General features: G+C 72.8%; 18 protein-coding genes, 5 pseudogenes and 1 riboswitch. Of the genes and pseudogenes, 8 read left to right on the top strand and 15 right to left on the bottom strand.

Annotated elements, in window-relative coordinates; all coding sequences use genetic code 11:
- Positions 1-75 precede the first annotated feature (75 nt).
- The 3 genes and pseudogenes from rpe to fmt all read right to left on the bottom strand — a co-directional run bounded on the left by rpe (position 76) and on the right by fmt (position 3,406).
- Positions 76-747, bottom strand: coding sequence for a ribulose-phosphate 3-epimerase (gene rpe, locus BJF83_RS06230; protein WP_075925550.1), 672 nt, complete (start codon positions 745-747; stop codon positions 76-78).
- Positions 748-918: 171 nt separating this feature from the next.
- Positions 919-2,384, bottom strand: a pseudogene (locus tag BJF83_RS06225) (RsmB/NOP family class I SAM-dependent RNA methyltransferase).
- An 86-nt stretch (positions 2,385-2,470) separates the two neighbouring features.
- Positions 2,471-3,406 carry a methionyl-tRNA formyltransferase gene (gene fmt, locus BJF83_RS06220; RefSeq protein WP_075925549.1) on the bottom strand — a complete coding sequence of 312 codons (936 nt, stop codon included), beginning with the start codon at positions 3,404-3,406 and terminating at the stop codon, positions 2,471-2,473.
- A 165-nt stretch (positions 3,407-3,571) separates the two neighbouring features.
- Between fmt and BJF83_RS06215 the strand changes: the two genes are divergently transcribed.
- Positions 3,572-5,290, top strand: a complete 1,719-nt coding sequence (locus tag BJF83_RS06215; protein WP_394329304.1) for a primosome assembly protein PriA — start codon at positions 3,572-3,574, stop codon at positions 5,288-5,290.
- On the top strand, positions 5,215-5,721 hold the full coding sequence (locus BJF83_RS30895; protein ID WP_394329303.1) for a hypothetical protein: 507 nt from the start codon (positions 5,215-5,217) through the stop codon (positions 5,719-5,721). Before BJF83_RS06215 ends, BJF83_RS30895 begins: the two co-directional genes overlap by 76 nt.
- A gap of 39 nt (positions 5,722-5,760) precedes the next feature.
- On the opposite strand, the gene BJF83_RS06210 is transcribed toward BJF83_RS30895, so the two are convergent.
- From BJF83_RS06210 to BJF83_RS06200, 3 genes and pseudogenes are all read right to left on the bottom strand, one after another.
- Positions 5,761-6,303 (bottom strand): DinB family protein, encoded by a 543-nt coding sequence (locus BJF83_RS06210; RefSeq protein ID WP_075925548.1) that lies wholly within the window; start codon positions 6,301-6,303, stop codon positions 5,761-5,763.
- Complete coding sequence (locus tag BJF83_RS06205; RefSeq protein ID WP_394329302.1) at positions 6,294-6,914, bottom strand: SAM-dependent methyltransferase; 621 nt, start codon at positions 6,912-6,914, stop codon at positions 6,294-6,296. The genes BJF83_RS06210 and BJF83_RS06205 overlap by 10 nt, the downstream gene beginning before the upstream one ends.
- 295 nt (positions 6,915-7,209) lie before the next feature.
- Positions 7,210-8,558: pseudogene (locus BJF83_RS06200) on the bottom strand (aminotransferase class V-fold PLP-dependent enzyme).
- A gap of 46 nt (positions 8,559-8,604) precedes the next feature.
- Positions 8,605-8,719, bottom strand: a riboswitch (SAM riboswitch).
- Between the two features lie 214 nt (positions 8,720-8,933).
- Here BJF83_RS06200 and BJF83_RS06195 point away from each other — a divergent pair.
- The 4 genes and pseudogenes from BJF83_RS06195 (at position 8,934) to BJF83_RS06175 (ending at position 12,380) form a co-directional block, all read left to right on the top strand.
- Positions 8,934-9,317 carry a DUF3870 domain-containing protein gene (locus tag BJF83_RS06195; protein WP_075925546.1) on the top strand — a complete coding sequence of 128 codons (384 nt, stop codon included), beginning with the start codon at positions 8,934-8,936 and terminating at the stop codon, positions 9,315-9,317.
- 8 nt (positions 9,318-9,325) lie between these two features.
- Entirely contained in the window at positions 9,326-10,588 is a 1,263-nt protein-coding gene (locus tag BJF83_RS06190) for a CaiB/BaiF CoA-transferase family protein (RefSeq protein WP_143831812.1), read from the top strand.
- Positions 10,589-10,640: 52 nt separating this feature from the next.
- Positions 10,641-11,833 (top strand): annotated as a pseudogene (locus BJF83_RS26575) (acyl-CoA dehydrogenase family protein).
- Between the two features lie 81 nt (positions 11,834-11,914).
- Positions 11,915-12,380 (top strand): annotated as a pseudogene (locus tag BJF83_RS06175) (nitroreductase/quinone reductase family protein).
- Between the two features lie 110 nt (positions 12,381-12,490).
- On the opposite strand, the gene BJF83_RS06170 reads toward BJF83_RS06175, so the two are convergent.
- The 6 genes from BJF83_RS06170 to ruvC all read right to left on the bottom strand — a co-directional run bounded on the left by BJF83_RS06170 (position 12,491) and on the right by ruvC (position 18,765).
- Positions 12,491-14,662 (bottom strand): bifunctional (p)ppGpp synthetase/guanosine-3',5'-bis(diphosphate) 3'-pyrophosphohydrolase, encoded by a 2,172-nt coding sequence (locus tag BJF83_RS06170; protein WP_075925650.1) that lies wholly within the window; start codon positions 14,660-14,662, stop codon positions 12,491-12,493.
- A gap of 577 nt (positions 14,663-15,239) precedes the next feature.
- The gene (locus BJF83_RS06165) at positions 15,240-15,794 is read right to left on the bottom strand and encodes an adenine phosphoribosyltransferase (protein ID WP_075925542.1); all 555 of its coding nucleotides are present in this window, start codon (positions 15,792-15,794) and stop codon (positions 15,240-15,242) included.
- Between the two features lie 90 nt (positions 15,795-15,884).
- Positions 15,885-16,250 (bottom strand): preprotein translocase subunit YajC, encoded by a 366-nt coding sequence (gene yajC / locus BJF83_RS06160; RefSeq protein WP_075925541.1) that lies wholly within the window; start codon positions 16,248-16,250, stop codon positions 15,885-15,887.
- Between the two features lie 268 nt (positions 16,251-16,518).
- Complete coding sequence (gene ruvB, locus BJF83_RS06155; RefSeq protein ID WP_075925540.1) at positions 16,519-17,547, bottom strand: Holliday junction branch migration DNA helicase RuvB; 1,029 nt, start codon at positions 17,545-17,547, stop codon at positions 16,519-16,521.
- Between the two features lie 12 nt (positions 17,548-17,559).
- Positions 17,560-18,171 carry a Holliday junction branch migration protein RuvA gene (gene ruvA, locus BJF83_RS06150; protein ID WP_075925539.1) on the bottom strand — a complete coding sequence of 204 codons (612 nt, stop codon included), beginning with the start codon at positions 18,169-18,171 and terminating at the stop codon, positions 17,560-17,562.
- A gap of 45 nt (positions 18,172-18,216) precedes the next feature.
- A complete protein-coding gene (gene ruvC / locus BJF83_RS06145; RefSeq protein WP_075925538.1) occupies positions 18,217-18,765 on the bottom strand; it encodes a crossover junction endodeoxyribonuclease RuvC in 549 nt (182 codons plus the stop codon).
- Positions 18,766-19,083: 318 nt separating this feature from the next.
- On the opposite strand from ruvC, the gene BJF83_RS06135 reads away from it, so the two are divergent.
- A complete protein-coding gene (locus BJF83_RS06135) occupies positions 19,084-19,506 on the top strand; it encodes a PPOX class F420-dependent oxidoreductase (RefSeq protein WP_075925536.1) in 423 nt (140 codons plus the stop codon).
- Positions 19,507-19,560: 54 nt separating this feature from the next.
- Here the strand turns inward: BJF83_RS06135 and BJF83_RS27360 are convergent, their stop codons facing one another.
- The 3 genes and pseudogenes from BJF83_RS27360 to BJF83_RS06125 form a co-directional block, all read right to left on the bottom strand.
- Complete coding sequence (locus BJF83_RS27360) at positions 19,561-19,737, bottom strand: hypothetical protein (RefSeq protein WP_158070339.1); 177 nt, start codon at positions 19,735-19,737, stop codon at positions 19,561-19,563.
- Between the two features lie 243 nt (positions 19,738-19,980).
- A pseudogene (locus tag BJF83_RS28550) lies at positions 19,981-20,315 on the bottom strand (DUF6247 family protein).
- A 139-nt stretch (positions 20,316-20,454) separates the two neighbouring features.
- Positions 20,455-20,931 (bottom strand): DUF4282 domain-containing protein, encoded by a 477-nt coding sequence (locus BJF83_RS06125; protein ID WP_075925534.1) that lies wholly within the window; start codon positions 20,929-20,931, stop codon positions 20,455-20,457.
- 384 nt (positions 20,932-21,315) lie between these two features.
- On the opposite strand from BJF83_RS06125, the gene BJF83_RS26570 reads away from it, so the two are divergent.
- Positions 21,316-21,528: a hypothetical protein gene (locus tag BJF83_RS26570; protein ID WP_143831811.1), complete on the top strand. Its 213-nt coding sequence runs from the start codon at positions 21,316-21,318 to the stop codon at positions 21,526-21,528.
- Positions 21,529-21,580 lie beyond the last annotated feature (52 nt).

Genomic DNA, 21,580 nt, shown 5'->3' with positions numbered 1-21,580 from the left:
CGGTGACTTCGGTCGGGAAGCATAGGACGGGCGCCGCCCGGGTGGCCAGAGCCACCCGGCGCCGCGCCGGGATCGTTATGCGAGCGGGCTGGCCTTGGCGGCCAGGGAGCGCAGCGTGTCGACGGCCGCGGCGGGGTCCTGGGCGCCGTAGACGGCCGACCCGGCGACGAACACGTCGGCCCCGGCCTCGGCGGCGCGCTCGATGGTCTCGGCGCTCACACCGCCGTCGACCTGGAGCCAGACCGAGGACTGGCGGGTGTCGAGGAGTTCCCGTGCCTTGCGGATCTTGGGCAGGACCATGTCGAGGAACCGCTGGCCGCCGAAACCGGGCTCGACCGTCATGAGCAGGAGCATGTCCATCTCGCCGATGAGGTCCTCGTAGGGCTCGACCGGCTCGGCGGGGTTGAGGGCTAGCCCGGCGCGGGCGCCCAGGCGGCGGATCTCGCGCAGGGTGCGCACGGGCGCGCCCGCGGCCTTGGCGTGGATGGTGACGCTGCCCGCGCCCGCCTCTGCGTAGGCGGGGGCCCAGCGGTCGGGGTCCTCGATCATCAGGTGGCAGTCCAGCGGCGTGGAGGCCGCCTTGAGCAGGGACTCCACGATCGGCAGGCCGAGCGTCAGGTTGGGGACGAAGTGGTTGTCCATGACGTCGACGTGGAGCCAGTCGGCGGACGGGGACACGGCGGCCGCCTCGTCCGCGAGGTGGGCGAAGTCGGCGCTGAGGATGCTGGGTGAGATCTGGATTGCCACACCCGCAGTGTAGCCAGCCGTCCTCGGGCGCCGCGCGGGGAGCCGCGCCCGCCTGGGCGGACACGGCACCGCACGGGTGCGGCGCGGTTCGGCACCGGCCGGGCCGGTCTCGTCTGCGACCGCGAGGCCGGGACCGCGCCGAGGCCGGGAACCCGGCCGTGCCCGGAGCGGTCAGGTGTCGGACCTGCGCAGGAGTGCCAGGAACATGGCGTCGGTCCCGTGGACGTGCGGCCAGAACTGGACGTACCTCCCGTCGGGTCCCGCCGCCAGGTCGGGGATCGTGTCGAGGTGGTCGGCGGCGCGCAGCAGGGTGAGGTCGTCGCGCCCGTCGAGGACCCGGCGCACGATTGTGTCGGTCTCGTCCAGGTGCGGCGAGCAGGTCACGTAGGCGACCACTCCCCCGGGGCGCACGGACTCGACCGCGCTGACCAGCAGGTCGTACTGGAGAGGGGCCAGGGCGGTCACCGACTCCGGTGTGCGGCGCCACCGCGACTCCGGGCGGCGGCGCAGCGCCCCCAGCCCCGTGCACGGCACGTCCACCAGGACCCGGTCGAAGACCCCCGGCCGCCACGCCGGGGCGGTGCCGTCGGCGACCACGACCCGACCGGCGTCGCGCGGGGCGCGGCGGACCGCCGTGGCCACCAGCCCGGCGCGGGCGGGCTGAACCTCCGACGCCAGCAGGCGCGCCCCGCGCTGTCCGGCCAGGGACGCCAGCAGTCCGGCCTTGCCGCCGGGGCCCGCGCACATGTCCAGCCACAGGGCGTCGTCCCCGCGGGCGTCCACCCGGGTCAGGGCCAGCGCGACCAGCTGGCTGGCCTCGTCCTGCACGGCGGCCCGGTGCTGGCGCACCTCGCGGACGGCCGCGGGGTCGCCCTCGGGCAGGTAGGCGGCGAACGGCGAGTAGCGCGCCTCCTGCGCGCCCGCGGCGACCAGGTCGGCGACCGTGGACCGGCCGGGCTTGGCCACGAGCGTGACGCGGGGGCGCTCGTTGTGCGCGACGAGCAGGCGCTCGGTCTCGACCAGCCCGGTGGCGGACCGCTCCCCGAGCGCGCGGGCCAGCTCCTTGACCACCCAGCGCGGGTGGCTGTGCACCACGGACAGGTACCCGCTGGGATCGGTGCCGCGGTCGGGGGCGACGACCTCGGTCCACGCCCCCAGGTCGCGTGCGCAGACCTTGCGCAGGACGGCGTTGACGAACCGCGCGCGGTGGTGCCCCACCACCTTGCGGGCCAGGTCGACGGTGGCGCTCACGGCCGCGTGGGAGGGGATGTTCGTCGACAGCAGCTGGTGGGCGCCCAGGCGCAGCAGGGGCAGCGCCTCGCGGTCGACGGAGGCCAGCGTGCGGTCGACGCACGTCTCCAGGACGGCGTCGTAGGTGCCCTGGTGGCGGAGGGTCCCGTAGGTCAGCTCCGTGGCCAGGGCCGCGTCGCGGCCGCTGATGCCCCGCTCGGTGAGCTGGGCGGGCAACAGCAGGTTGGCGTAGGCGTCGCGTGCTCGACGGCGAGCAGGACGTCGTAGGCGACGCGGCGGGCCGGGTCACGGGGCTGGGAAGGTCCGGAGGCGCCCCGGCCTCCGCCCTGCGCGGGTCTCCCGCCGCGTCGGGGTCGGCGGTACGGGGATCGGGACTGCTCGCTCAACGGTGTTCTGCCTCAACGAACCGGGGACGGGGTCTGGCCGGAACGGGCCGGAGGGCCCGTTCACGTCAGGTCGAGACTACGGCAGCTCAGCGGCCCAGGCGGTCGTCCTCGGCGGGGCGCACGCCGCGGGCCCAGTCCACCGCCGCCATCGCGCGCTTGCCCTGGGGCCTCACCTGGCCCAGCAGGACCGGATGGGTGCTGGTCCCCACGACCACGCGGCGCTTGTCCGCGTGTACCTGCCCCGGGTCGAGGACGGGGGTGTCTGCGTCGGGCAGGGGGGTCACCGGACCGACCTTGAGCCGGGCCCCGCGGAACGTGGTCCACGCTCCGGGGGCGGGCGTGCACGCGCGCGCGAGGCGATCCACGTGCTGGGCGGGGGCGGTGAAGTCGAGCTCGGCGTCCTCGGGGGTGAGCTTGGACGCGTAGGAGACTCCGTCCGTCTCCTGCGGCACCGGGCTGAGCTGGCCGGCGGCGATGCCGTCGACGGTACGCACGAGCAGTTCGGCGCCGGAGACGGACAGGCGGTCGAGGAGATCGCCGCTGGTGTCGGAGGGGCGCACGGTCTCGGTCAGGGTGCCGAAGACCGGACCGGCGTCGAGTTCCTTGACGATCCGGAAGGTCGAGGCGCCCGTGACGTCGTCGCCGTGCAGGACGGCGTGCTGGACCGGGGCCGCGCCGCGCCATGCGGGCAACAAGGAGAAGTGCAGGTTCACCCAGCCGTGCTCGGGCACGTCCAGGGCTCGTTGCGGCAGCAGGGCGCCGTAGGCCACCACCGGGCAACAGTCCGGGGCGATCTCGGCGAGCCGCTCCAGGAAGGCGGGGTCGCCCGCCTTCTCCGGCTTGAGCACCTCGATCCCCTCGCCCTCGGCCACTTCGGCGACCGGGCTCGCGGACATCTTCCGCCCGCGCCCGGAGCGCGCGTCGGGGCGGGTGACGACCGCGGCGACCTCGTGGTCGGAGTCGATCAGCGCCCGTAGGGACGGCACCGCCACCTCCGGCGTTCCAGCAAAGACGAGCTTCATGATCGGGTCCCCTCCACTGCTCCGGGCCGCCGCGTGCCCCCGGACGACCGGATCGCGTGACGCCCACGCGCACGGTCCGTACGCGTCCCAGTTCTACCAGTCGTCCGGGCCGCCCGACGCGCGGACCACGGGCGGTGTCCGCGGCTTCTGGTAGACCAGTGGGTGATGACAGCGCAGCCTAGACCGCCCGACGACGGACTCTTCGATCTGGCGGAGCTGGAGGACCCCAAGGCCGCGGCGAGGGCCAGGGCCGAGCAGGCACGCCGCCCGGCCCCGAGGCGACCCGCCGAGCGGCTCCCGGTCGCGCGCGTCATCGTCGACACCCCTCTCCCCCACCTGGACCGCTACTTCGACTACCGCGTCCCCGCCGACATGGACGAGTCCGCCGTCCCCGGGTGCCGCGTGACGGTGGTGTTCAAACATCGCCTGCTCAGCGGGTTCATCGCGGAGCGGGTGGAGCGGTCGGAGTTCCCCGGCCCGTTGTCCTACCTACGGTCCGTGGTCTCCCCGGTGCCGGTGCTCACCCCGGAGATCCTGGGGCTGGCCCGGGCGGTCGCCGACCGGTACGCGGGCACGCTGAACGAGGTGGTCCGTCTGGCCGTCCCTCCGCGCCGCGCACGCGTGGAGAGCGAGCCGGACGCCCTGCCCGCGGACGACGCGGGGTCCGCTGTGACGGACCAGGCGGGGGAGGCTCCGGCGGGGTCCGGCGCGCACGCCGCCGACGTGACGTCCGCCGAACGGGAGGCGGACCCCGGCCCGTGGGCGCACTACCCGGACGGACCCGCCTTCCTCTCGGCGCTGCGCGAGGCGGGAGCGGCGCGCGCCGTGTGGAGCGCCCTGCCGGGCGGCGACTGGACCGATGCGATCGCGGTCGCCGCGGAGGCCACCCTGGCGGCGGGGCGCGGCACGGTGGTGGTGGTCCCGCGCAGCCGCGACGTCGAGGCGGTGGACGCGGCCCTGACCCGGCGCCTGGGTGGAGGGCGGCACGTCGCACTGCCCTCCGATCTCGGGCCCACCCCGCGGTACCGGCGCTGGCTGTCGCTGCTGCACGGGCGGGTCCAGGTGGTGGTGGGCTCGCGCACGGCGGTCTTCGCGCCCGTGCGCGACCTCGGTCTGGTGGTGCTGTGGGACGACGGCGACGACCTCCACGTGGATCCGCACGCGCCCTACCCGCACGCGCGGACGGTCCTGGCGATGCGCGCGCACCGCGCCGACGCCGGAGCGCTGTTCGGCGGGCACACCCGCACCACCGACGCCCAGCTCCTGGTCGAGTCGGGGTGGGCGCTGCCACTGGCGGCGGACCGGGCCACCCTGCGACGGCGGGCTCCGGTGGTGCGTGCCGCCGGGGACGACCGCGAACTGGCCCGCGACGAGGCGGCGCGGACGGCGCGCCTGCCGAGCCTGTCCCTGCGCGCGGCCCGGGGCGCGGCCCGGACCGGACCGGTGCTCTTCCAGGTGCCGCGACGGGGCTACCTCACCGCGCTGGCCTGCTCCGGGTGCCGCGAGCCCGCGCGGTGCGACGCGTGCCGGGGTCCTCTGGCGGTGCACGGCTCGCACGCCCTGCCCTCGTGCGGCTGGTGCGGCCGGGTGGCCGGGCAGTGGGCGTGCCCGGAGTGCGGCCAGACGCGGATGCGCGCGGTCGTGGTGGGCGCCCGGCGCACGGCCGAGGAGCTGGGCCGGGCCTTCCCCTCGCTGACCGTGCACACGTCCGGCCGGGACGAGGTGCTCTCCGCGGTCGCGGACCGGCCGTCGATCGTGGTGGCCACACCGGGCGCGAACCCGCGGCCGAGAACGGGTACGCGGCGGCCGTGCTGCTGGACGGCTGGGCGCTGCTCGACCGGATGGACCTGCGGGCGCAGGAGGAGGCGCTGCGCCGCTGGTTGAACGCCTCGGCCCTGGTCCGGCCGGGCGGCACGGTGGTGGTGTCGGCCGACGCCGGCCTGTCCGTCGTCCAGTCCCTGGTGCGCTGGGACCCGGCCGGGTTCGCCGAACGCGAGTTGGCCGACCGGCGCGAACTCGGGTTCCCCCCGGCGGTGACGATGGCCTCGATCACCGGCGCGCCCGAGCACGTGCGCGAGCTGCTCGACCAGTTGGAACTGCCCGAGGGAACCGAACTGCTCGGACCGGTCCCGGTGGCCTCGGCCCGGGAGGGGGCCAGGGACGGCGACGCCCGCACCGAACGCGCCCTGCTCCGGGTGCCCCGGGGCGGGGTCGGGGCGCTGGCGCGGGCGCTGAAGGCCGCCGCCTCCGCCCGCAGCGCGCGCCGGGACGAACACCTGGCCCAGGTCAGGGTGGACCCGCCGCACGTGGTCTGATCCCCCGTCGGCGACGGCGCCGAGCGTGGCCCCGATACGTCAACCTCGCGCGTACCCGGCCCGGTACAGGTCGCGGAGCAGGGCGATCTCCGCCCCGTGGTGGAAGATCTCCCGGTTCAGGTGCAGGACCAGCGCCACCATCGGGAACTCCGCCCACTGGGGCGCCTCGGCCGCTCCGACGGGAGCGGACATCGCCTCGTCGTCGAGCCCCTGGACGTGCGTGCACCAGGCGTGGTAGCCCGCGTGCAGCCGGGCGCGGGCGTCCTCGGCCCCGCTGGGCCAGTCGATCGACTCCCGGGTGGCCGTCCGGTCGCCGAAGTGCCAGTTGACCCGCGTCTCCAACACGTCCACGACGATGTGGCCGAGCCGCCAGGCGAGGGTGGTCACCGGCGGCGGGTCGGGTTCGCACGCCGCTCCGTCCGGCGCGTACCGTCCGTCCGGCCTCCGGCGGACCGTCCAGCATCCGGGGACGGGCTCCCACAGGTACTCCGCGTCGGTGAGGCCGTCCAGCCTCGGCCACAGCGAGTACTCCCAGTAGAACCGGAGCTGCGCCAGCGTCTCCCCGGTCCAGTTCACCGCCACGGTCCCGGCCTCCCCGAGCCTGCCGCGGCCCGGCCCAGCCCGCCCCGGATCCCGCTGCCCCGGGCGGACACGTCCTCGTCCGGGTAGGGCCACCAGGTGATGTCCGCGACACCCGGTTCCACGGGCCGGAACGGGGCGAGGGCCTCCCGGACGGCGGCGTGGGGGGCCGTGGAGGTGAGGCAGAGGAAGCCGCCGCCGCGCATGAGGGAGTGCAGGTCGCCGATCCAGGTGGGGGGCGTGTCGGAGGCGGGGGGCCGGGTCAGCAGGACGGCGAGTGGCCGGTCGAGGTCGACCAGGCCGGAGGCGCGCAGCCGGTGCAGGAGCGTGGCGGGGTCGGCTCCGTCGCCGGGCAGGACCGCGGTGTCGCAGGCGGGGAGCGCGCCCGCCGTGCCGTGCGGCGCGACGTACACGACGGCGGCGTCGGGTCTGCGTTCCCGGACGCGTGCGCCGGTTCCGGGCACCGCGCACCCCCAGTCGACGAACTGGTCCACGTCGGCGTCGGCGCACAGGTAGTCGACGACGCGGCCCAGGAAGCGCTCGTGCAGGCGCAGCTGTTCGGCGTGGCGGGGGTCGGGGAGCCGGGCGTCCGCGCGGTGGCCGAGGCCGACCACGCGCGAACGGCGTCCGGGGACCGGCACGGGATCGGGCCGCTGTGACGCGGCCGTGAGCGGGCCTGCCTTCGATCCTCGCACGTCCGTCACGATCACGCTCCCCAGCCGGTCCGCTCCCGGGAGGCACGGCGCGTGGATCCGATCGGGACCGTGCGTGGCGCGCCCTGCCGTCAGGGCCCGATGCTACCCCCGGGAACGTGATCCGTCGCACAGGGTCGGGTGATTCGTCCCCCCGATCTCCGTGTGGTCGGTATCCCCGGGGGGTTCGCGGCGCGGGCCCGCGCACCGGGCCGGCTCAAAGCACGTCGCGCGGATCCGGGACCGGCGCCAGCCGTCCGTCGCAGTCGGCGTACTCCCACCGGGGACCGTGCTCGACGAGGGCGGCGACCGCCGCGACGAGCCGGTCGACGTGCTCGGTCGAGGTGCCCAGGCCCAGGCTCGCCCGCACCGCCTGCGCGTGCCCCTCGGGCAGCAGGTGACGGGTCAGGGGGTGGGCGCAGAACAGCCCGTCGCGCACGCCGATCCCGTACTCCGCGGACAGCGCGGCGGCCAACGGCTCGGCCGGGAGCCCGTCCACGGTGAAGGACACGATGCCCACGCGGGCGTGGTCGCTCCCCCACAGGTTCAGCTCGCGGACCCCGTCGATCCCGGCCAGTCCCGCGCGCAGCCGCTCCAGCAGCGCGGACTCGCGGATGTGCAGCAGTTCCTGGGTGGCGGGGGTGAGGGTGTCGCAGGCCGCGGCCAGGGCGACGGCGCCCAGGACGTTGGGGCTGCCCGCCTCGTGTCGCGCGGGCAGGTCGTTCCACTGGACGTCGTGTTCGGTGACCAGGCGGGTGGCCCCGCCGCCGGACAGGTAGGGAGTGGCCGCGCTCAGCCAGTCGGAACGCCCGGCCAGCACACCGGAGCCGAACGGCGCGTAGAGCTTGTGTCCGGACAGTGCGACGTAGTCCGCCCCGCTGGCCGCGAGGCTGAACGGCAGGTGCGGCACGTACTGGGCGGCGTCGACCACCACGCGCGCTCCCTCGGCGTGCGCCGCGCGGACCAGGTCCTCGACCGGCCAGATCTCGCCGGTGACGTTGGAGGCGGCGGTGACGCACAGCAGGGTCGGACCGTCGGGGGCTCGCTCAGGGCCCGCCGAGCGGCGGCGACGGCGGCCTCGGGAGACTCGGGCAGGGGCAGGCGCACGACCCCGCCCGCGCGGGAGGCGGGGTGCTCCCAGGGCAGCAGGCTCGCGTGGTGCTCGGACTCGAAGACGACCACGGTGCAGCCCTCGGGCACGGCGCGCGCCAGGAGGTTGAGGGCGTCGGTGGTGCCGCGCACGAAGACCACGGCGTCGGCGGGCTCGGTGCGCGCGCCCAGGAACCGGGCGACGCTGCGGCGAGCGCGCTCGTAGGCGTCGGTGCTCACCTGGGAGTGGTGGCCCGCGCCGCGGTGCACGCTGGCGTAGTGCGGCAGGGCGTCCGACAGGGCCTGGGCGACCGAGGTCAGGCACGGGGCGCTGGCGGCGTAGTCGAAGTTGGCGTAGTCGACGCGTTCGCCGGTGACGAGGGGGACGCCGGCGTCGGCGGTGACGATCGAGCACTCGGCGGGTTCGGGCGAGCGCGGGGAGTGGATCTGATGGACCGTGGTCAAGATGCACCTCATTCGTGGGTCGGGGGACCCACGTGGTGCCTCACGGCAGCAGCTGCGGGGTCCGCGCTTGTCAGACACGGTCGTGTCGGGACCTGGTCCTCACCCGGGGCACCCCACCGCGGAAGGAGGGTTGCCGGCCAGCAAGCCGGGGCTTGACGCTGGCACTCGTGACCTGGCCAGAAAAGTAGCACAGCCCCGACCCGCCGTACACCCGCGGCCCGGTGTGCGCCCGGACACACCCCTGCTTGACACCCGCCGCGGAACCTGGGACATACTGGAGCGGCCTGCCCTCACGCCGCGGGTGTCCGGCTTCCCCGGCCGCCCTCCAGGCGCGAGACTCCAGAGCATCGGAGTTTTCGCATGCCCGCGAGCGAGAGGTGTGTTGCCGTGCACGGCGATGACCGAGTCCAACAGCTGTTCCGCAACCCCAGGGTCGTCCTGGTCTCCGGCTACGCCCGTCTTCCCGACACGGTGGCGAGCCACTCCCAGTACCAGCGGCTCGGCGTCGTGCTCGCCGTGGACACCGCGGACGACCGCGTCGTCGCCGCGGACACCACACTCCTCACCGACCTGGCCAAGGAGTTCTTCCGCGCCCTCGTCGAAGGCGCTTCGGTGACCGAGGACATCGCCGAGATCGTCCAGCGGGTGCAGACGCGGTACGCGGGCCAGTCCGGCGCCGCCCTCACCACCGCGCTCCGCCGCTGCCTGGAGACCTACCGCCAACTGCGGGACGGCGACCAGCTGCCCGGTCACGCCGACGGCGAGGAGTGAGCGCACCCGTGTCCGACACCCACGACCAACCGGCCGCGCACCCGCCCCTGGCCGGGGTGCGCGTGGCCGACCTGTCCCGGGTCCTGGCCGGGCCCTACGCCACGATGCTCCTCGCGGACATGGGCGCTGAGGTGGTCAAGGTCGAGCAGCCCGTACGCGGGGACGACACCCGCGCCTGGGGTCCGCCCTGGGCGGGCGCCGCCGATTCCCGTTCCGGGAGCCACGGCGCGGGGGAGTCCGCCTACTTCCTGTCGGTCAACCGCAACAAGCGCAGCCTCGCGGTGGACCTGAAGGACCCCGAGGGTCTGGCCGCCGTCCAGGACCTGTGTGCCTCCTCCGACGTGGTGATCCAGAACTTCCGCCCCGGGGTCATCGACCGGCTGGGGCTGGGATACGCCGACGTCAGCGCCCGCAACCCGGCGGTCGTGTACTGCTCGGTCAGCGGGTTCGGGCCCGAGCACGAGCCCGCCGCCCGCCCCGGCTTCGACATCGTCGTGCAGGCCGAGAGCGGACTGATGGCGGTCACCGGCCCGGCGGAGGGCCCGGCGAGCAAGGTGGGCGTCGCGCTCACCGACGTGCTCACCGGCCTCAACGCCGCCGTGGGCGTCCTGGGCGCCCTGATGCGCGCGCGGACCACGGGTCGGGGCGAGAACATCAGCGCCTCGCTCATCAACTCGACCCTGTCGGGTCTGGTCAACCTCACCCAGCAGGCGCTGGTCACCGGGAGCGAGCCCGCGCGGGTGGGCAACGCGCACACGACGATCGTCCCCTACCAGGTCTTCCCGACGGCCGACGCCGACATCGTGGTCGCCGCCGGCAACGACGCCCTGTACCAGCGCCTGTGCGCCGCCCTGGACCGGCCCGACCTGGGCGGGGACCCGCGCTACGCCACCAACCCCGGGCGTGTGGAACACCGTGTGGAGCTGGTGGCGGAACTGTCGCGGACCCTGCGCTCCCGGCCCGCCGACCACTGGATGGACGTGCTCGTGGCGGCCGGGGTCCCGGCCGGTCGCGTGCGCGGCGTCCTGGACGCGCTGCGCAACGCCGACGCCCACGGCGACGACGTCCTGCGCACCGTGGAGCACCCCGCGCTCGGGCCGCTCGAACTGGTCCGCGCCGGGTTCCGCATGGAGGGCACGCCCACTCCCCTGGCCGCCCCTCCCCTCCTCGGCCAGCACTCCCGCGACCTGCTCGACGAGCTGGGCCTGGACGGAGCGCGCATCGACGCGATGATCAAGCGCGGCGCCGTCCACCAGGCCGACCTGACCTGATCCGGGCGGCGCGCCCGCCCCCGCACGCACACCGAATGACGAAGGGACGCTCATGAGCGACATCCGACGCAGGCCCGCCGCCCCGGACCCCCGCGACTTCCTCGCGGTGGACGCCACGCTCTCCGACACCGAACGCGACGTGCGCGACGCGGTCCGCGCCTTCGGCGTCCGGGAACTCCTGCCCGAGGTCGCCGACTGGTTCGAGGCGGGCACACTGCCCGACCCCCGGGGCCTGGCCAAGGCCTTCGGTGACCTCGGCGTGCTCGGCATGCACCTGGAGGGCTACGGCTGCGGGGGCTCCAGCGCCGTCGCCTACGGCCTGGCCTGCCGCGAGCTGGAGGCGGTCGACTCCGGTTTGCGCAGCTTCGTGTCCGTGCAGGGCTCCCTGGCCATGGCGGCCGTCCACAAGTTCGGCTCCGAGGAGCAGAAGAACGCGTGGCTGCCGCGGATGGCCGCGGGCGACGCGATCGGCTGCTTCGGCCTGACCGAACCCGACTCCGGCTCGACCCGGGTTCGATGCGCACCCGCGCGCGGCGTGACGGGTCGGACTGGGTCCTCAACGGCACCAAGATGTGGATCACCAACGGCTCGGTGGCCGACGTGGCCGTGGTCTGGGCCGCCACCGACGACGGGATCCGCGGCTTCCTCGTGCCCACCGACGCGCCCGGCTTCACCGCCAACCTCGTCCACAGGAAGCTGTCCCTGCGTGCCTCGATCACCTCCGAGCTGGTTCTGGAGGACGTGCGGCTGCCCGCGGACGCCCTCCTGCCCGGGTCCGGGGGCCTGGGGTCGCCGCTGTCGTGCCTGAACGAGGCCCGCTACGGGATCGTCTGGGGCGCGGCCGGGGCCGCCCGGGCCTGCTACGAGGCGGCGCTGGAGTACGCGACCACCCGTGAGCAGTTCGGCCGTCCCATCGGCGGCTTCCAGCTCACCCAGCGCAAGCTCGCCGACATGGTGGTGGACGTCAACCACGCCAACCTGACGGCGTTGCGGATCGGCCGCCTCAAGGACGAGGGGAACTGTCACCACAACCACGTGAGCTTCGGCAAGTTCTCGTGTGTGGCAGCCGCCCAGCGGGTGGCCAGCGCGGCGCGCTCCATCCACGGGGCCAACGGCATCACACTGGAGTACCCGGTGATGCGGCACATGGTGAACCTGGAGACGGTAGCGACCTACGAGGGCACGGAGGAGATCCACGCGTTGAGCATCGGGCAGGCCGTGACGGGTGTCTCGGCGTTCCGGTGACCCGCGAAGCGGCGCCTCGGGTGTCGCAGGTCCCTCGGAACCACCAGAATAGGGAGCATCCGACCGAGGGAGTTGCGCAAGATGGTGAACGAGCCGACGAAGCGGTTCGAGATGACGCGGGTGCGGCGGACCGCCAACGCCTTCGTCAGTGGCTTCGTCAAGTACGGAGTGTGCCCGCCCGACCTGCACCTGTTGACGACGCGCGGGCGCACGTCCGGTTTCCTGCGGACGACCCCGGTCAGTGTGCTGGACAGTGACCGGGGCCGGTACCTGGTCGCGCTACGGGGCGGTGGACTGGGTGCACAACCTGCGCAATGACGGGTTCGCGACCCTGCGGCAGGGCGGGTGGATCGAGTTGGCCATCGTCCGCGAGCTCGACGCCGAGGAGGCGGCCCCGGTGCTCCGCGAGTACCTGGACCAGCCGCGCGCGTTCGTGGTGGGCCCGTATTTCGAGGCTCCGCCGGAGGCGCCGGACGAGGCCTTCGCGGCCGAGGCCCACCGCCACCCGGTGTTCGAGATCGTGCGGACGACGACGATTCGCATCTGAGCGGGTTCGGACGCCGCCGGGGGCCGGGGAACGGCGCCGCGCCGCAGGCGTCGATTGAGGGTGGTGGAGGGTGACGGGCGGGCCGATGTCCACACCCACAACGAGCACGGTCAGTTGCGGACCCGGTAGACGTCGTAGACACCGTCCACACCGCGTACCGCGCGCAGGACACTGCCGAGGTGGGCGGGGTCGGCCATCTCGAAGGTGAACCGGCTCTGCGCCACCCGGTCGCGGCTGGTCTGAACGGTCGCGGACAGGATGTTGACGTGCTGGTCGGACAGCACGCGGGTGATGTCCGACAGCAGCCGTGACCGGTCCAGCGCCTCCACCTGCAACGCCACGAGGAACATCGAGTCCTCGGTGGGCGACCACTCCACCCGCACCATGCGGTCGGTGTCCAGGGTCGAGGCGTTCACGCAGTCCCCGCGGTGCACCGAGACCCCGTTGCCGCGGGTGACGAAGCCGACGATCTCGTCGCCCGGAACCGGCGTACAGCATTTGGACAGCCGGGCCCACACGTCGGCGTCGCCCTCGACGACCACGCCCGGGTTGCCGGGGTGGCGGCGGCGGGTGACGGCCTTGGTGGGCAGGGCCGACTCGGCGATGTCCTCGGTGTGGCTCTCCAGACCGCCCAGGGAGTCGACCAGTTTGCTGACCACGCTCTGTGCGCTGACCTGGTGCTCGCCGACGGCGGCGTAGAGCGCGTCGACGTCCGCGTAGCGCAGGTCTCTGGCCAGGGCGATGATCGCCTCACCGCTGAACAGGCGCTTGACCGGCAGCTCCTGTTTGCGCATGACCTTGGCGATCTCGTCCTTGCCGCGCTCGATCGCGGCCTCGCGGCGCTCCTTGGTGAACCAGTGCCGGATCTTGTTGCGGGCACGGGCGCTCTTGACGAAGTTGAGCCAGTCGCGGCTGGGCCCGGCGTCGGGGTCCTTAGAGGTGAGGATCTCGATCGTCTCGCCGTTGTGCAGGGCGCTCTCCAACGGCACCAGGCGGCCGTTGATCCGGGCGCCCACCGTGCGGTGGCCGACCTCGGTGTGCACGGCGTAGGCGAAGTCGACGGCGGTGGCGCCCTGCGGGAGGGAGATGACGTCGCCCTGGGGGGTGAAGACGAACACCTCCTGGACCGACAGGTCGAAGCGCAGCGACTCCAGGAACTCGCCGGGGTCCTTGGTCTCCTGCTGCCAGTCGATGAGCTGGCGCAGCCACTGCATGTCGGAGGCGCCCTTGGAGTCGCCGCCGGTGACCCGGTCCTCCTTGTACTTCCAGTGCGCGGCGATGCCGTACTCGGCGCGGCGGTGCATGGCGCGGGTGCGGATCTGGAGTTCGACCGGGTTGCCCGAGGGACCGATGACCGTCGTGTGCAACGACTGGTACATGTTGAACTTGGGCATCGCGATGTAGTCCTTGAACCGGCCGGGCACGGGATTCCACCGCGCGTGGATGGTTCCGAGGGCCGCGTAGCAGTCGCGGACGCTGTCCACCAGGACCCGCACGGCGATGAGGTCGTAGATCTCGTCGAATCCGCAGTTGCGGGCGATCATCTTCTGGTAGATCGAGTAGTAGTGCTTGGGCCGACCCCGCACGGTGGCCTTGAGTTTGGCCTCGCGCAGGTCTCCGGAGACCGCCTCGATGACCTCCTGGAGGTAGACGTCGCGGCGGGGGGCTCGCTCGGAGACCAGACGGGCGATCTCGTCGAAGCGCTTGGGATAGAGGGTGGCGAAGGCCAGGTCCTCCAGCTCCCACTTGATGGTGTTCATGCCGAGACGGTGCGCGAGCGGAGCGAAGATCTCCAGCGTCTCGCGGGCCTTCTTCTCCCGTTTGGCCCGGGACGGCAGGTACCGCAGGGTCCGCATGTTGTGCAGGCGGTCACACAGCTTGATGACCAGGACGCGGATGTCGCGGGCCATGGCCACGACCATCTTGCGGACCGTCTCGGCCTGGGTGGCCTCGCCGTACTTGACCTTGTCCAGCTTGGTGACGCCGTCGACCAGCTCGGCGATCTCGTCGCCGAAGTCGGCGCGCAGCTCGTCGAGGGAGTAGGCGGTGTCCTCGACGGTGTCGTGCAGCAGTGCGGCGGCCAGGGTGGCCTCCTGCATGCCCAGCTCGGCGAGGATGGTCGCCACCGCCAGCGGGTGGGTGATGTAGGGGTCGCCGCTCTTGCGTTTCTGGTCGCGGTGGTGGTGGGCGGCGACCTCGTAGGCGCGCTCGACGAGCCGGACGTCCACCTTGGGGTGGGTGGCACGCACGGTCTTGATCAGTGGTTCGAGCACCGGGTTCATCGTCACTCCCCGCTGGGCGCCGAGTCGGGCGAGCCTTCTGCGGACTCGCACGGTGGAGGGCGTGGTGGAGTCGGGCGGTCCCTGGGGGCCGCCGGAGCCCGCCTCTGAGACGTCGGAGGGCGCCGCTTCGGTCGCGGCGCCCTCCGGGCGGTCCCCCTGTGGTCTGCGGGCGGCCGTCACGTCGCCGCCGTGCGCGTGCCCTTCCGGCATGCCGGGGCTTCGGCCCCCGGTGGCCCCCGGCCGCTCGTCACGGGCCGGTACCGCCCCGGTCGAAACCACTTCGCTTGGCATGCCTACCTCCCGCGGATCCACCCGGTCGCGTGGACGCCGTCGCCGACGCCGCCCGGTGCACGTGCGTGTTGTCAGGGCCAGTCGCTGAACGTGGCCGCCGCGGTACCTCTCCCACCAGTCTAGTGTCTGCGGTCCCGCGTGCGCGGGGGACGCGGTCGTCAGGTACGCCCCGGGCCGCGCCCGGCGGTGCCTTCGATCGGGCGCGGTGAGGGGTGCGTCCTAGCTTCAACGTGGGGGGATTCGTCGCGCATTCCCGTACAGGCGGGTGCGCGGCGGGGGTCCCCGGTCAGACCGACAGGAGGGTGTGCAGCTCCACGTCCGGCAACTTCCCGCGTCCCTGGAGCGCGCAGAGCTCCATCAGGACGGAGAATCCCACGACCGTACCACCCGCCCTGCGCACCAGCTCCACCGCGGCCCTGCCTGTGCCGCCGGTGGCGAGCACGTCGTCGACGATGAGCACGCGGCTTCCGGCCGGGATCGCGTCGGAGTGGATCTCCACGGTCGCGGTGCCGTACTCCAGATCATAGGCCTGACCGATGGTCGCCGAGGGCAGTTTCCCAGCTTTGCGCGCGGGGACGAAGCCCGCTCCCAGCGCGAGCGCCACGGGGGCGCCGAAGATGAAGCCGCGCGCCTCCAGACCGAGCACGTGGTCCACCCCATCGGCCTGGAAGGGTTCGGCCAGTCCCCGGACGGTGGCCCCGAAGGCCTCCCGGTCGTTGAGCAGCGGCGTGATGTCCTTGAACATCACCCCGGGCTGGGGAAAGTCGGGCACGTCGCGGACGTGGGACCGGATCAGACCGTCGAGGCGGCCGGCCGCGGCGGTCGCGGGGTCGTGGGACATGGGTGGTGGGACCTTACTCGTGGCGGGCCGGACACGCCGGTACCGGCCCCGTACGGGACCGGTACCGGGGAGTGTGCGACCGGTGGGAGATCAGCTGTTCGGCTTGTCGTCGTCGCCGAAGTCGGGACGGTCCTCCACCGGGGTGTCGTCCGCGGGCGGGGTGATGACCTCGCCCACACCGGCCTTGAGCATGCGGATCCGGGTGCCGGGGGCGATCTCCAGCAGGACGTCCTGCTCGTTGACCTCCACGACGGTGGCGAAGATGCCCGCCTTGGTCATGACCTCGACGCCGGGGACGAGCGCGTTCATCATCTGCGACTCCTGCTGGCGACGCTTCTGGTTCGGCCGCCAGAACAGCAGCCAGAACACCAGGAGGATCAGCGCGAACGGCAGAATCATGTTCAGGAGACCCCCGGTGGGCTCTCCTTCGGCGGCGAGAGTGTAAATGCCCTGCACTGGGGCGTCCTTCCGTACGTTTCTTCGTGTGGCCGACCGTTGTCGGCTCAAGAACCGCGACGACCACCTTCACCGTGCCGACCCGGACGTATATGTCGCGGTCCGCACCCGTCAGACATAACGCTCCAGACGGCCCGCGCGTTCCGCCCGTGTCGGAAGACACGTGGGAGCCGCGGATCCGGCCCCCGCGTGGCTGGACGACTCCCAGCTTACGTGGCGGCGGTCACCGCCGCCCCACGGTCGGAACTCGGACGGGCAACGGTCGCGGTCACGGTGCGGCAGCGCCGAAGGCGGCGTCGGGCGGCGGGGTCAGTCCCATGTGCGCCCAGGCCTGCGGGGTGGCGACCCGGCCGCGCGGCGTACGGGCCAGGAAGCCGGAGCGGACCAGGAAGGGCTCGGCGACCACCTCCACGGTCTCGGCCTCCTCCCCCACGGACACGGCGAGGGTCGACAGGCCCACGGGCCCGCCGCGGAACCGCCGCAGCAGGACGTCGAGGATGGCGCGGTCGAGGCGGTCCATGCCGAGCGCGTCGACCTCGTACAGTTCCAGGGCCGCGCGAGCGGTCGTCAGGGAGAGCCTGCCGTCGCCCCTGACCTCGGCGTAGTCGCGGACGCGGCGCAGGAGCCGGTTGGCGATGCGGGGGGTGCCGCGCGAGCGCCCGGCGATCTCCCGTGCGGCGTCCTCGTCCAGGGGCGCCCCGAGCAGGCCCGCCGAGCGGTGGAGGATGAGTTCGAGTTCCTCGGGTGTGTAGAAGTCCATGTGCGCGGTGAACCCGAAGCGGTCGCGCAGGGGCGCGGGGAGCATGCCCGCCCGGGTCGTCGCCCCGACCAGGGTGAACGGCGCGATGTCGATGGGGATCGCGGTGGCGCCGGGCCCCTTGCCCACGACCACGTCGACCCGGAAGTCCTCCATGGCGACGTAGAGCATCTCCTCGGCGGGGCGGGCCATGCGGTGGATCTCGTCGAGGAAGAGGACCTCGCCCTCCTGGAGGGTGGACAGGACGGCGGCCAGGTCGCCGGAGCGTTCGATGGCCGGTCCGGAGGTGATGCGCAGCGGGGCGCCCATCTCCGCGGCGATGATCATGGCGAGCGTGGTCTTGCCGAGGCCGGGACCGCCGGACATGAGGATGTGGTCGGGGGCCCGGTTGCGCCGCTGGGCGCTGCGCAGCACCAGGGAGAGCTGTTCGCGCACCCGTTCCTGGCCGACGAACTCGTCGAGCCCGCGCGGGCGCAGGGCGCCCTCCAGTTGGCGTTCGTCGCCCTGGGCGTCGGGGGACACGGCGTCGCGTTCGTGCATGGGGGTCGGTTCCTAGGCTCGGCTGAGCTTGCGCAGGGCGCTGCGCAGCAGGACGGAGACGTCGGAGGTGGCCTCGGCCTCGGCGGCGACGGCGGAGGCGGCGGACTCGGCGTCCTTGGCGGACCAGCCGAGGTTGACCAGGCCGGACACGACCTGGCCGCGCCAGGCGCCGTTCGGTTCGCCGGTGCCCGGTGCGGCGGGCGGTGCGCCTGCGCCGAAGTCAGGGACGTCGAGCTTGCCGCACAGTTCGAGGACGATGCGCTGGGCGCCCTTCTTGCCGATGCCGGGCACACGGGTGAGCGCGGCGGTGTCCTCGGTGGCCACGGCGTGGCGCAGGCTCGACGGGCTGTGGACGGCGAGCATGGCCAGGGCCAGGCGGGGGCCGACTCCGGACGCGGTCTGGAGCTGCTCGAACAGGTGGCGCTCGTCGTCGTCGGCGAACCCGAAGAGGGTCAGCGAGTCCTCGCGGACCACCAGGCTGGTGGCGACCGTCCCGGTCTCGCCGACGCGCAGGCCGGAGAGGGCGGCGGGGGTGCACCGCACGGTCATGCCGACCCCGCCGACGTCGATCACGGCGGTGTCCGCGCCGCGTGCGGCCACCCGGCCGGTGAGGAACGCGATCATCTGGTGCGGGCGCCGGGGCGCCCTTCTCCTTCCTGGGGGCGGGGGTCACCGGCCGCGCGCGCGGCGCGCCAGTTCCACCTTGCGGGCGAAGTCCTGCTTGGCTTGGGCGACGCGGGCGTCGGCGCCACCCCGCCAGATATGGCAGATGGCCAGCGCGACCGCGTCGGCCGCGTCAGCGGGTTTGGGAGGGCCGTCGAGTCCGAGGATACGCGCCACCATGGCGCCGACCTGCGCCTTGCCGGCGCGACCGCTGCCGGTGATGGCGGCCTTGGCCTCGCTGGGGGTGTGCAGGACCACGGGCAGGCCGCGACGGGCGGCGCACAGCAGGGCGATGCCACTGGCCTGGGCGGTGCCCATGACGGTGCTGAGGTTGTGCTGGGCGAAGACACGCTCGACGGCGACGGCGTCGGGCCGGTGCCGGTCGAGCCAGTCGTCGATGCCGCGTTCGATGGCGACGAGGCGCTGGGCGAGGTCGGTGTCGGCACTGGTGCGGACGACGTCTGCGCCCCGGAGGGCGAGCGGTCGGCCGACCGCGCCCTCGACGGCTCCGACACCGCACCGGGTCAGCCCGGGGTCGATCCCCACCACGCGCACGCGCCACACCCTTCTCGAACGTCCGTTCGCACCATGCTAGCGGCGCGGTCCGTCACCCCGTACCCGCCAGGACGGGCGTGTCGGCGCCGTGCCCCCATCGTCGCAGGCATTCCAGCCAAACACGTGGCGCGGCGGGACGCGCGCCGTCACGCTGGGCCCACGCGGACGCGTCCGAGTGGGTGCGCGCCGCGACCGGGGCGGGGCCGCGCTCGGGGGTGCCGGTGGGGGCGGTGTTCTCCGGGCCGACGCGGGAGGACGCGCGCTCGACGCGCGAGTCGCGGGCCACAGCGGCGCACGGCGAAGCACTAGGGTGATCGCATGACTTCCCTCAGTGATCAGCGCGTCCGCTCGTTCCTCCTCGAAGGCACCCGCACGGGAAAACTGGCCTACACCGCCTCGGACGGCCGTCCGCTGGTCGCGCCGGTCTGGTTCACCGTCGAGGGCGAGGAGATCGTCCTCAACACCGGGAAGAGCTCGGCGAAGGGGCGGTCGATCCTGCGGGATCCCCGCGTGGCGCTCAGCGTGGACCTGGAACGGCCTCCGTACGCGTTCGTGCAGGTGCAGGGGGTGGCCGAGGTGTCGGAGGACCCGGACGAGCTGCTGCGGACGGCGACCGCCATCGCCGCGCGGTACATGGGCGAGGACCGGGCCGAGGAGTTCGGCCGCCGCAACGGCGTGCCCGGCGAGCTCGTGGTGCGGATCCGGCCCACCAAGGTCATCGCGGGATTCGACGTGGCCTGACGGCCATCGGGTACCGCCCCGTTCAGGCGGGCGGTTCCCGCGAGGGCGCCGAGATCAGGCCGGGCCGGGCTCGATCCGGTACTGCTCGGCGATGTGCTCGAAGTGCTCGGCATCGCCCTCGGTGGCCACGGTACGTCGGCCGATGGCGTCGCAGGCGCGTTCGGCCACCTCGGCCACCTCGGCCACCTCGGCCGCCCGGTCGGCGGTCGTGTGGAGGCCGAGGCGGAGCACCCTGGCTCCCTCCTCGTCGACGTCGACGGAGAAGCCCCACGGGATCTCGCACGGGGCCGGGTGTCCGGGATGGGGGCACACGAGTCGGCTCAGCGGTTGCTGGAGCGCGATCGCCTCCCCGGCGCTCGCGCCCCGGGAACGCGGACCTCATACACGCGGCGATCGGCTGACAAGCGTCCTCCCTGGGTTTGGCGGGCCCTCAGTGTAGGCGTCCGACGTCCGCCCCCACCCGCGGTGTTTCCGCTATCTCCTCGGATTCGATCCGGTACATCTGGAGACCCAACCTGGCTTTCGTCTCCGACCAGGGGACCGTGCGCACCTTCTCACCACGTTGGAGCCGATCGCAACGTCCAGCATGTGCCGATGGGCCTCAGGATCCCGTGACGACATGGCCACCCGCCACCAACGTTCCAGGAATGTGTTGAGTTCGGAGAGGTCCAGGCTTTCCCTGCGTCGTTCATCACCCGGCGGTACTCCCGGTCGAAGTCACCGACCTCCTCCGGAAGCAGAGCGGCTCGGATCTCCTTCGGGCTTCTCCCGATCCGCTCCTGTTGCTCCTCGATCGCATCCTCGTGCATGTGCCGCGCGTCTGCCGACATCCGAACCTCCTCGTGAACTCCGCTCCGGGCTACAACGCCATCGCGTCTCATGGCTGTTCTCCACGGGTCCGAGGCGTCCCCTGGTCGATCCCCTCGTTCATTCCTTGGCCAGGTCCGGCTACAGGCCACGCTGCTTCCGGATCGCGGTGAGATCCTCGCTGATCCGGAAGACCACGATGAGTATCTCCAGCCCAACCCGGGACAGCAGCACGTAGATCGCGCCGATCAGCAGGCTGCTGAAGAGCATGACGATGCCCAGAAACGGTTCTTCGCCCATCGAGACGAAGGAGCCCACCACAGCTATCAGCGTGAACAGCACGATGAGGGTCAGCCACAGGATGAACAGGACCTTGATGATCTTGGGGGTGACGAAATCACGGAACGAGAAGTCGAACAGCGCTCCGAAGAAGCCCTTCCCGGAAGGCTGCGCTCCCCGTACGAATCCGGGTTGCGGCGGGTAGGGCTGATTTCCGGGTCCCGCGTAGCCCTGGGGCCCGTGGCCACCGGGAGGCGTCCCCTGCGGCCCGAAATGCTGTGGCGGCTGCTGGCCGTAGAGCTGGGAGGGATCGTGGGGGTATTCCGGAGGGATGCTCATACTGATTCCTCGGTTGTGGATGGGGGGAGCCGCAGTGCACGGAATCGGCGCTGGACAGCGCCCCACACTCTACTCCTCCTCGCCCCTGCTCGATCACGCTTCGACGCCTTCCAGGCGTATCGAGGGCCCCTTGGCCGGAACCGGACAGGTCGGAAGACCGTGTCTGCTCCGGCCGCGTTACCAGGAGATCCACCTCGGCATTCCGCCGGAAGGCTCCGCGCGGGTTTCCACGACCGCCCGGATCCTCACTGATCGGGCTGCAAGCACGGCACAGCGTGGTTCTCCGACAGACCGACAGATCTGGCCAGAACCCCCATTCCGTGGCCAATGGCGGTCCCGGAGAAGAGGTCCGGATTGAGCGACACCAGACCCAATAGACCGATAATGTTCGTCTACAACAAGGAGTCGGGCGAGCTTTACTCCAGCTTCGCCCCCAACTCACACGGCGACCGTCACCCGATGGGCACATTCGCCTCCCTCGGTGCCGCCGTCGACGCGCTGAACAAACGGGGCCACCTGATGGCGAAAAGGGATTTCACCGAAGGCAAGCTCGGTCATGTCCCTTGGAGTGGTGTAACTCCGGGATGGGTGATCTGACCTGGACGGCTATAGCGACAAGGCGAGCCACCGTGTGACCGTCAAGTGAGAG

Origin of the sequence: Nocardiopsis sp. CNR-923 (genome assembly GCF_001942255.1) — a bacterium.
GTDB lineage: Bacteria > Actinomycetota > Actinomycetes > Streptosporangiales > Streptosporangiaceae > Nocardiopsis.
This window is presented reverse-complemented; position numbering and strand designations above follow the sequence as displayed.

Coding starts and splice junctions, on each gene's coding strand:
- fmt (WP_075925549.1), bottom strand. CDS start 3,406: ATGAAGCTCGTCTTTGCTGGAACGCCGGAGGTGGCGGTGCCGTCCCTA.
- BJF83_RS06215 (WP_394329304.1), top strand. CDS start 3,572: ATGACAGCGCAGCCTAGACCGCCCGACGACGGACTCTTCGATCTGGCG.
- BJF83_RS06170 (WP_075925650.1), bottom strand. CDS start 14,662: ATGAACCCGGTGCTCGAACCACTGATCAAGACCGTGCGTGCCACCCAC.
- BJF83_RS06165 (WP_075925542.1), bottom strand. CDS start 15,794: ATGTCCCACGACCCCGCGACCGCCGCGGCCGGCCGCCTCGACGGTCTG.
- ruvB (WP_075925540.1), bottom strand. CDS start 17,547: ATGCACGAACGCGACGCCGTGTCCCCCGACGCCCAGGGCGACGAACGC.
- ruvA (WP_075925539.1), bottom strand. CDS start 18,171: ATGATCGCGTTCCTCACCGGCCGGGTGGCCGCACGCGGCGCGGACACC.
- BJF83_RS06135 (WP_075925536.1), top strand. CDS start 19,084: ATGACTTCCCTCAGTGATCAGCGCGTCCGCTCGTTCCTCCTCGAAGGC.
- BJF83_RS06125 (WP_075925534.1), bottom strand. CDS start 20,931: ATGAGCATCCCTCCGGAATACCCCCACGATCCCTCCCAGCTCTACGGC.
- BJF83_RS26570 (WP_143831811.1), top strand. CDS start 21,316: ATGTTCGTCTACAACAAGGAGTCGGGCGAGCTTTACTCCAGCTTCGCC.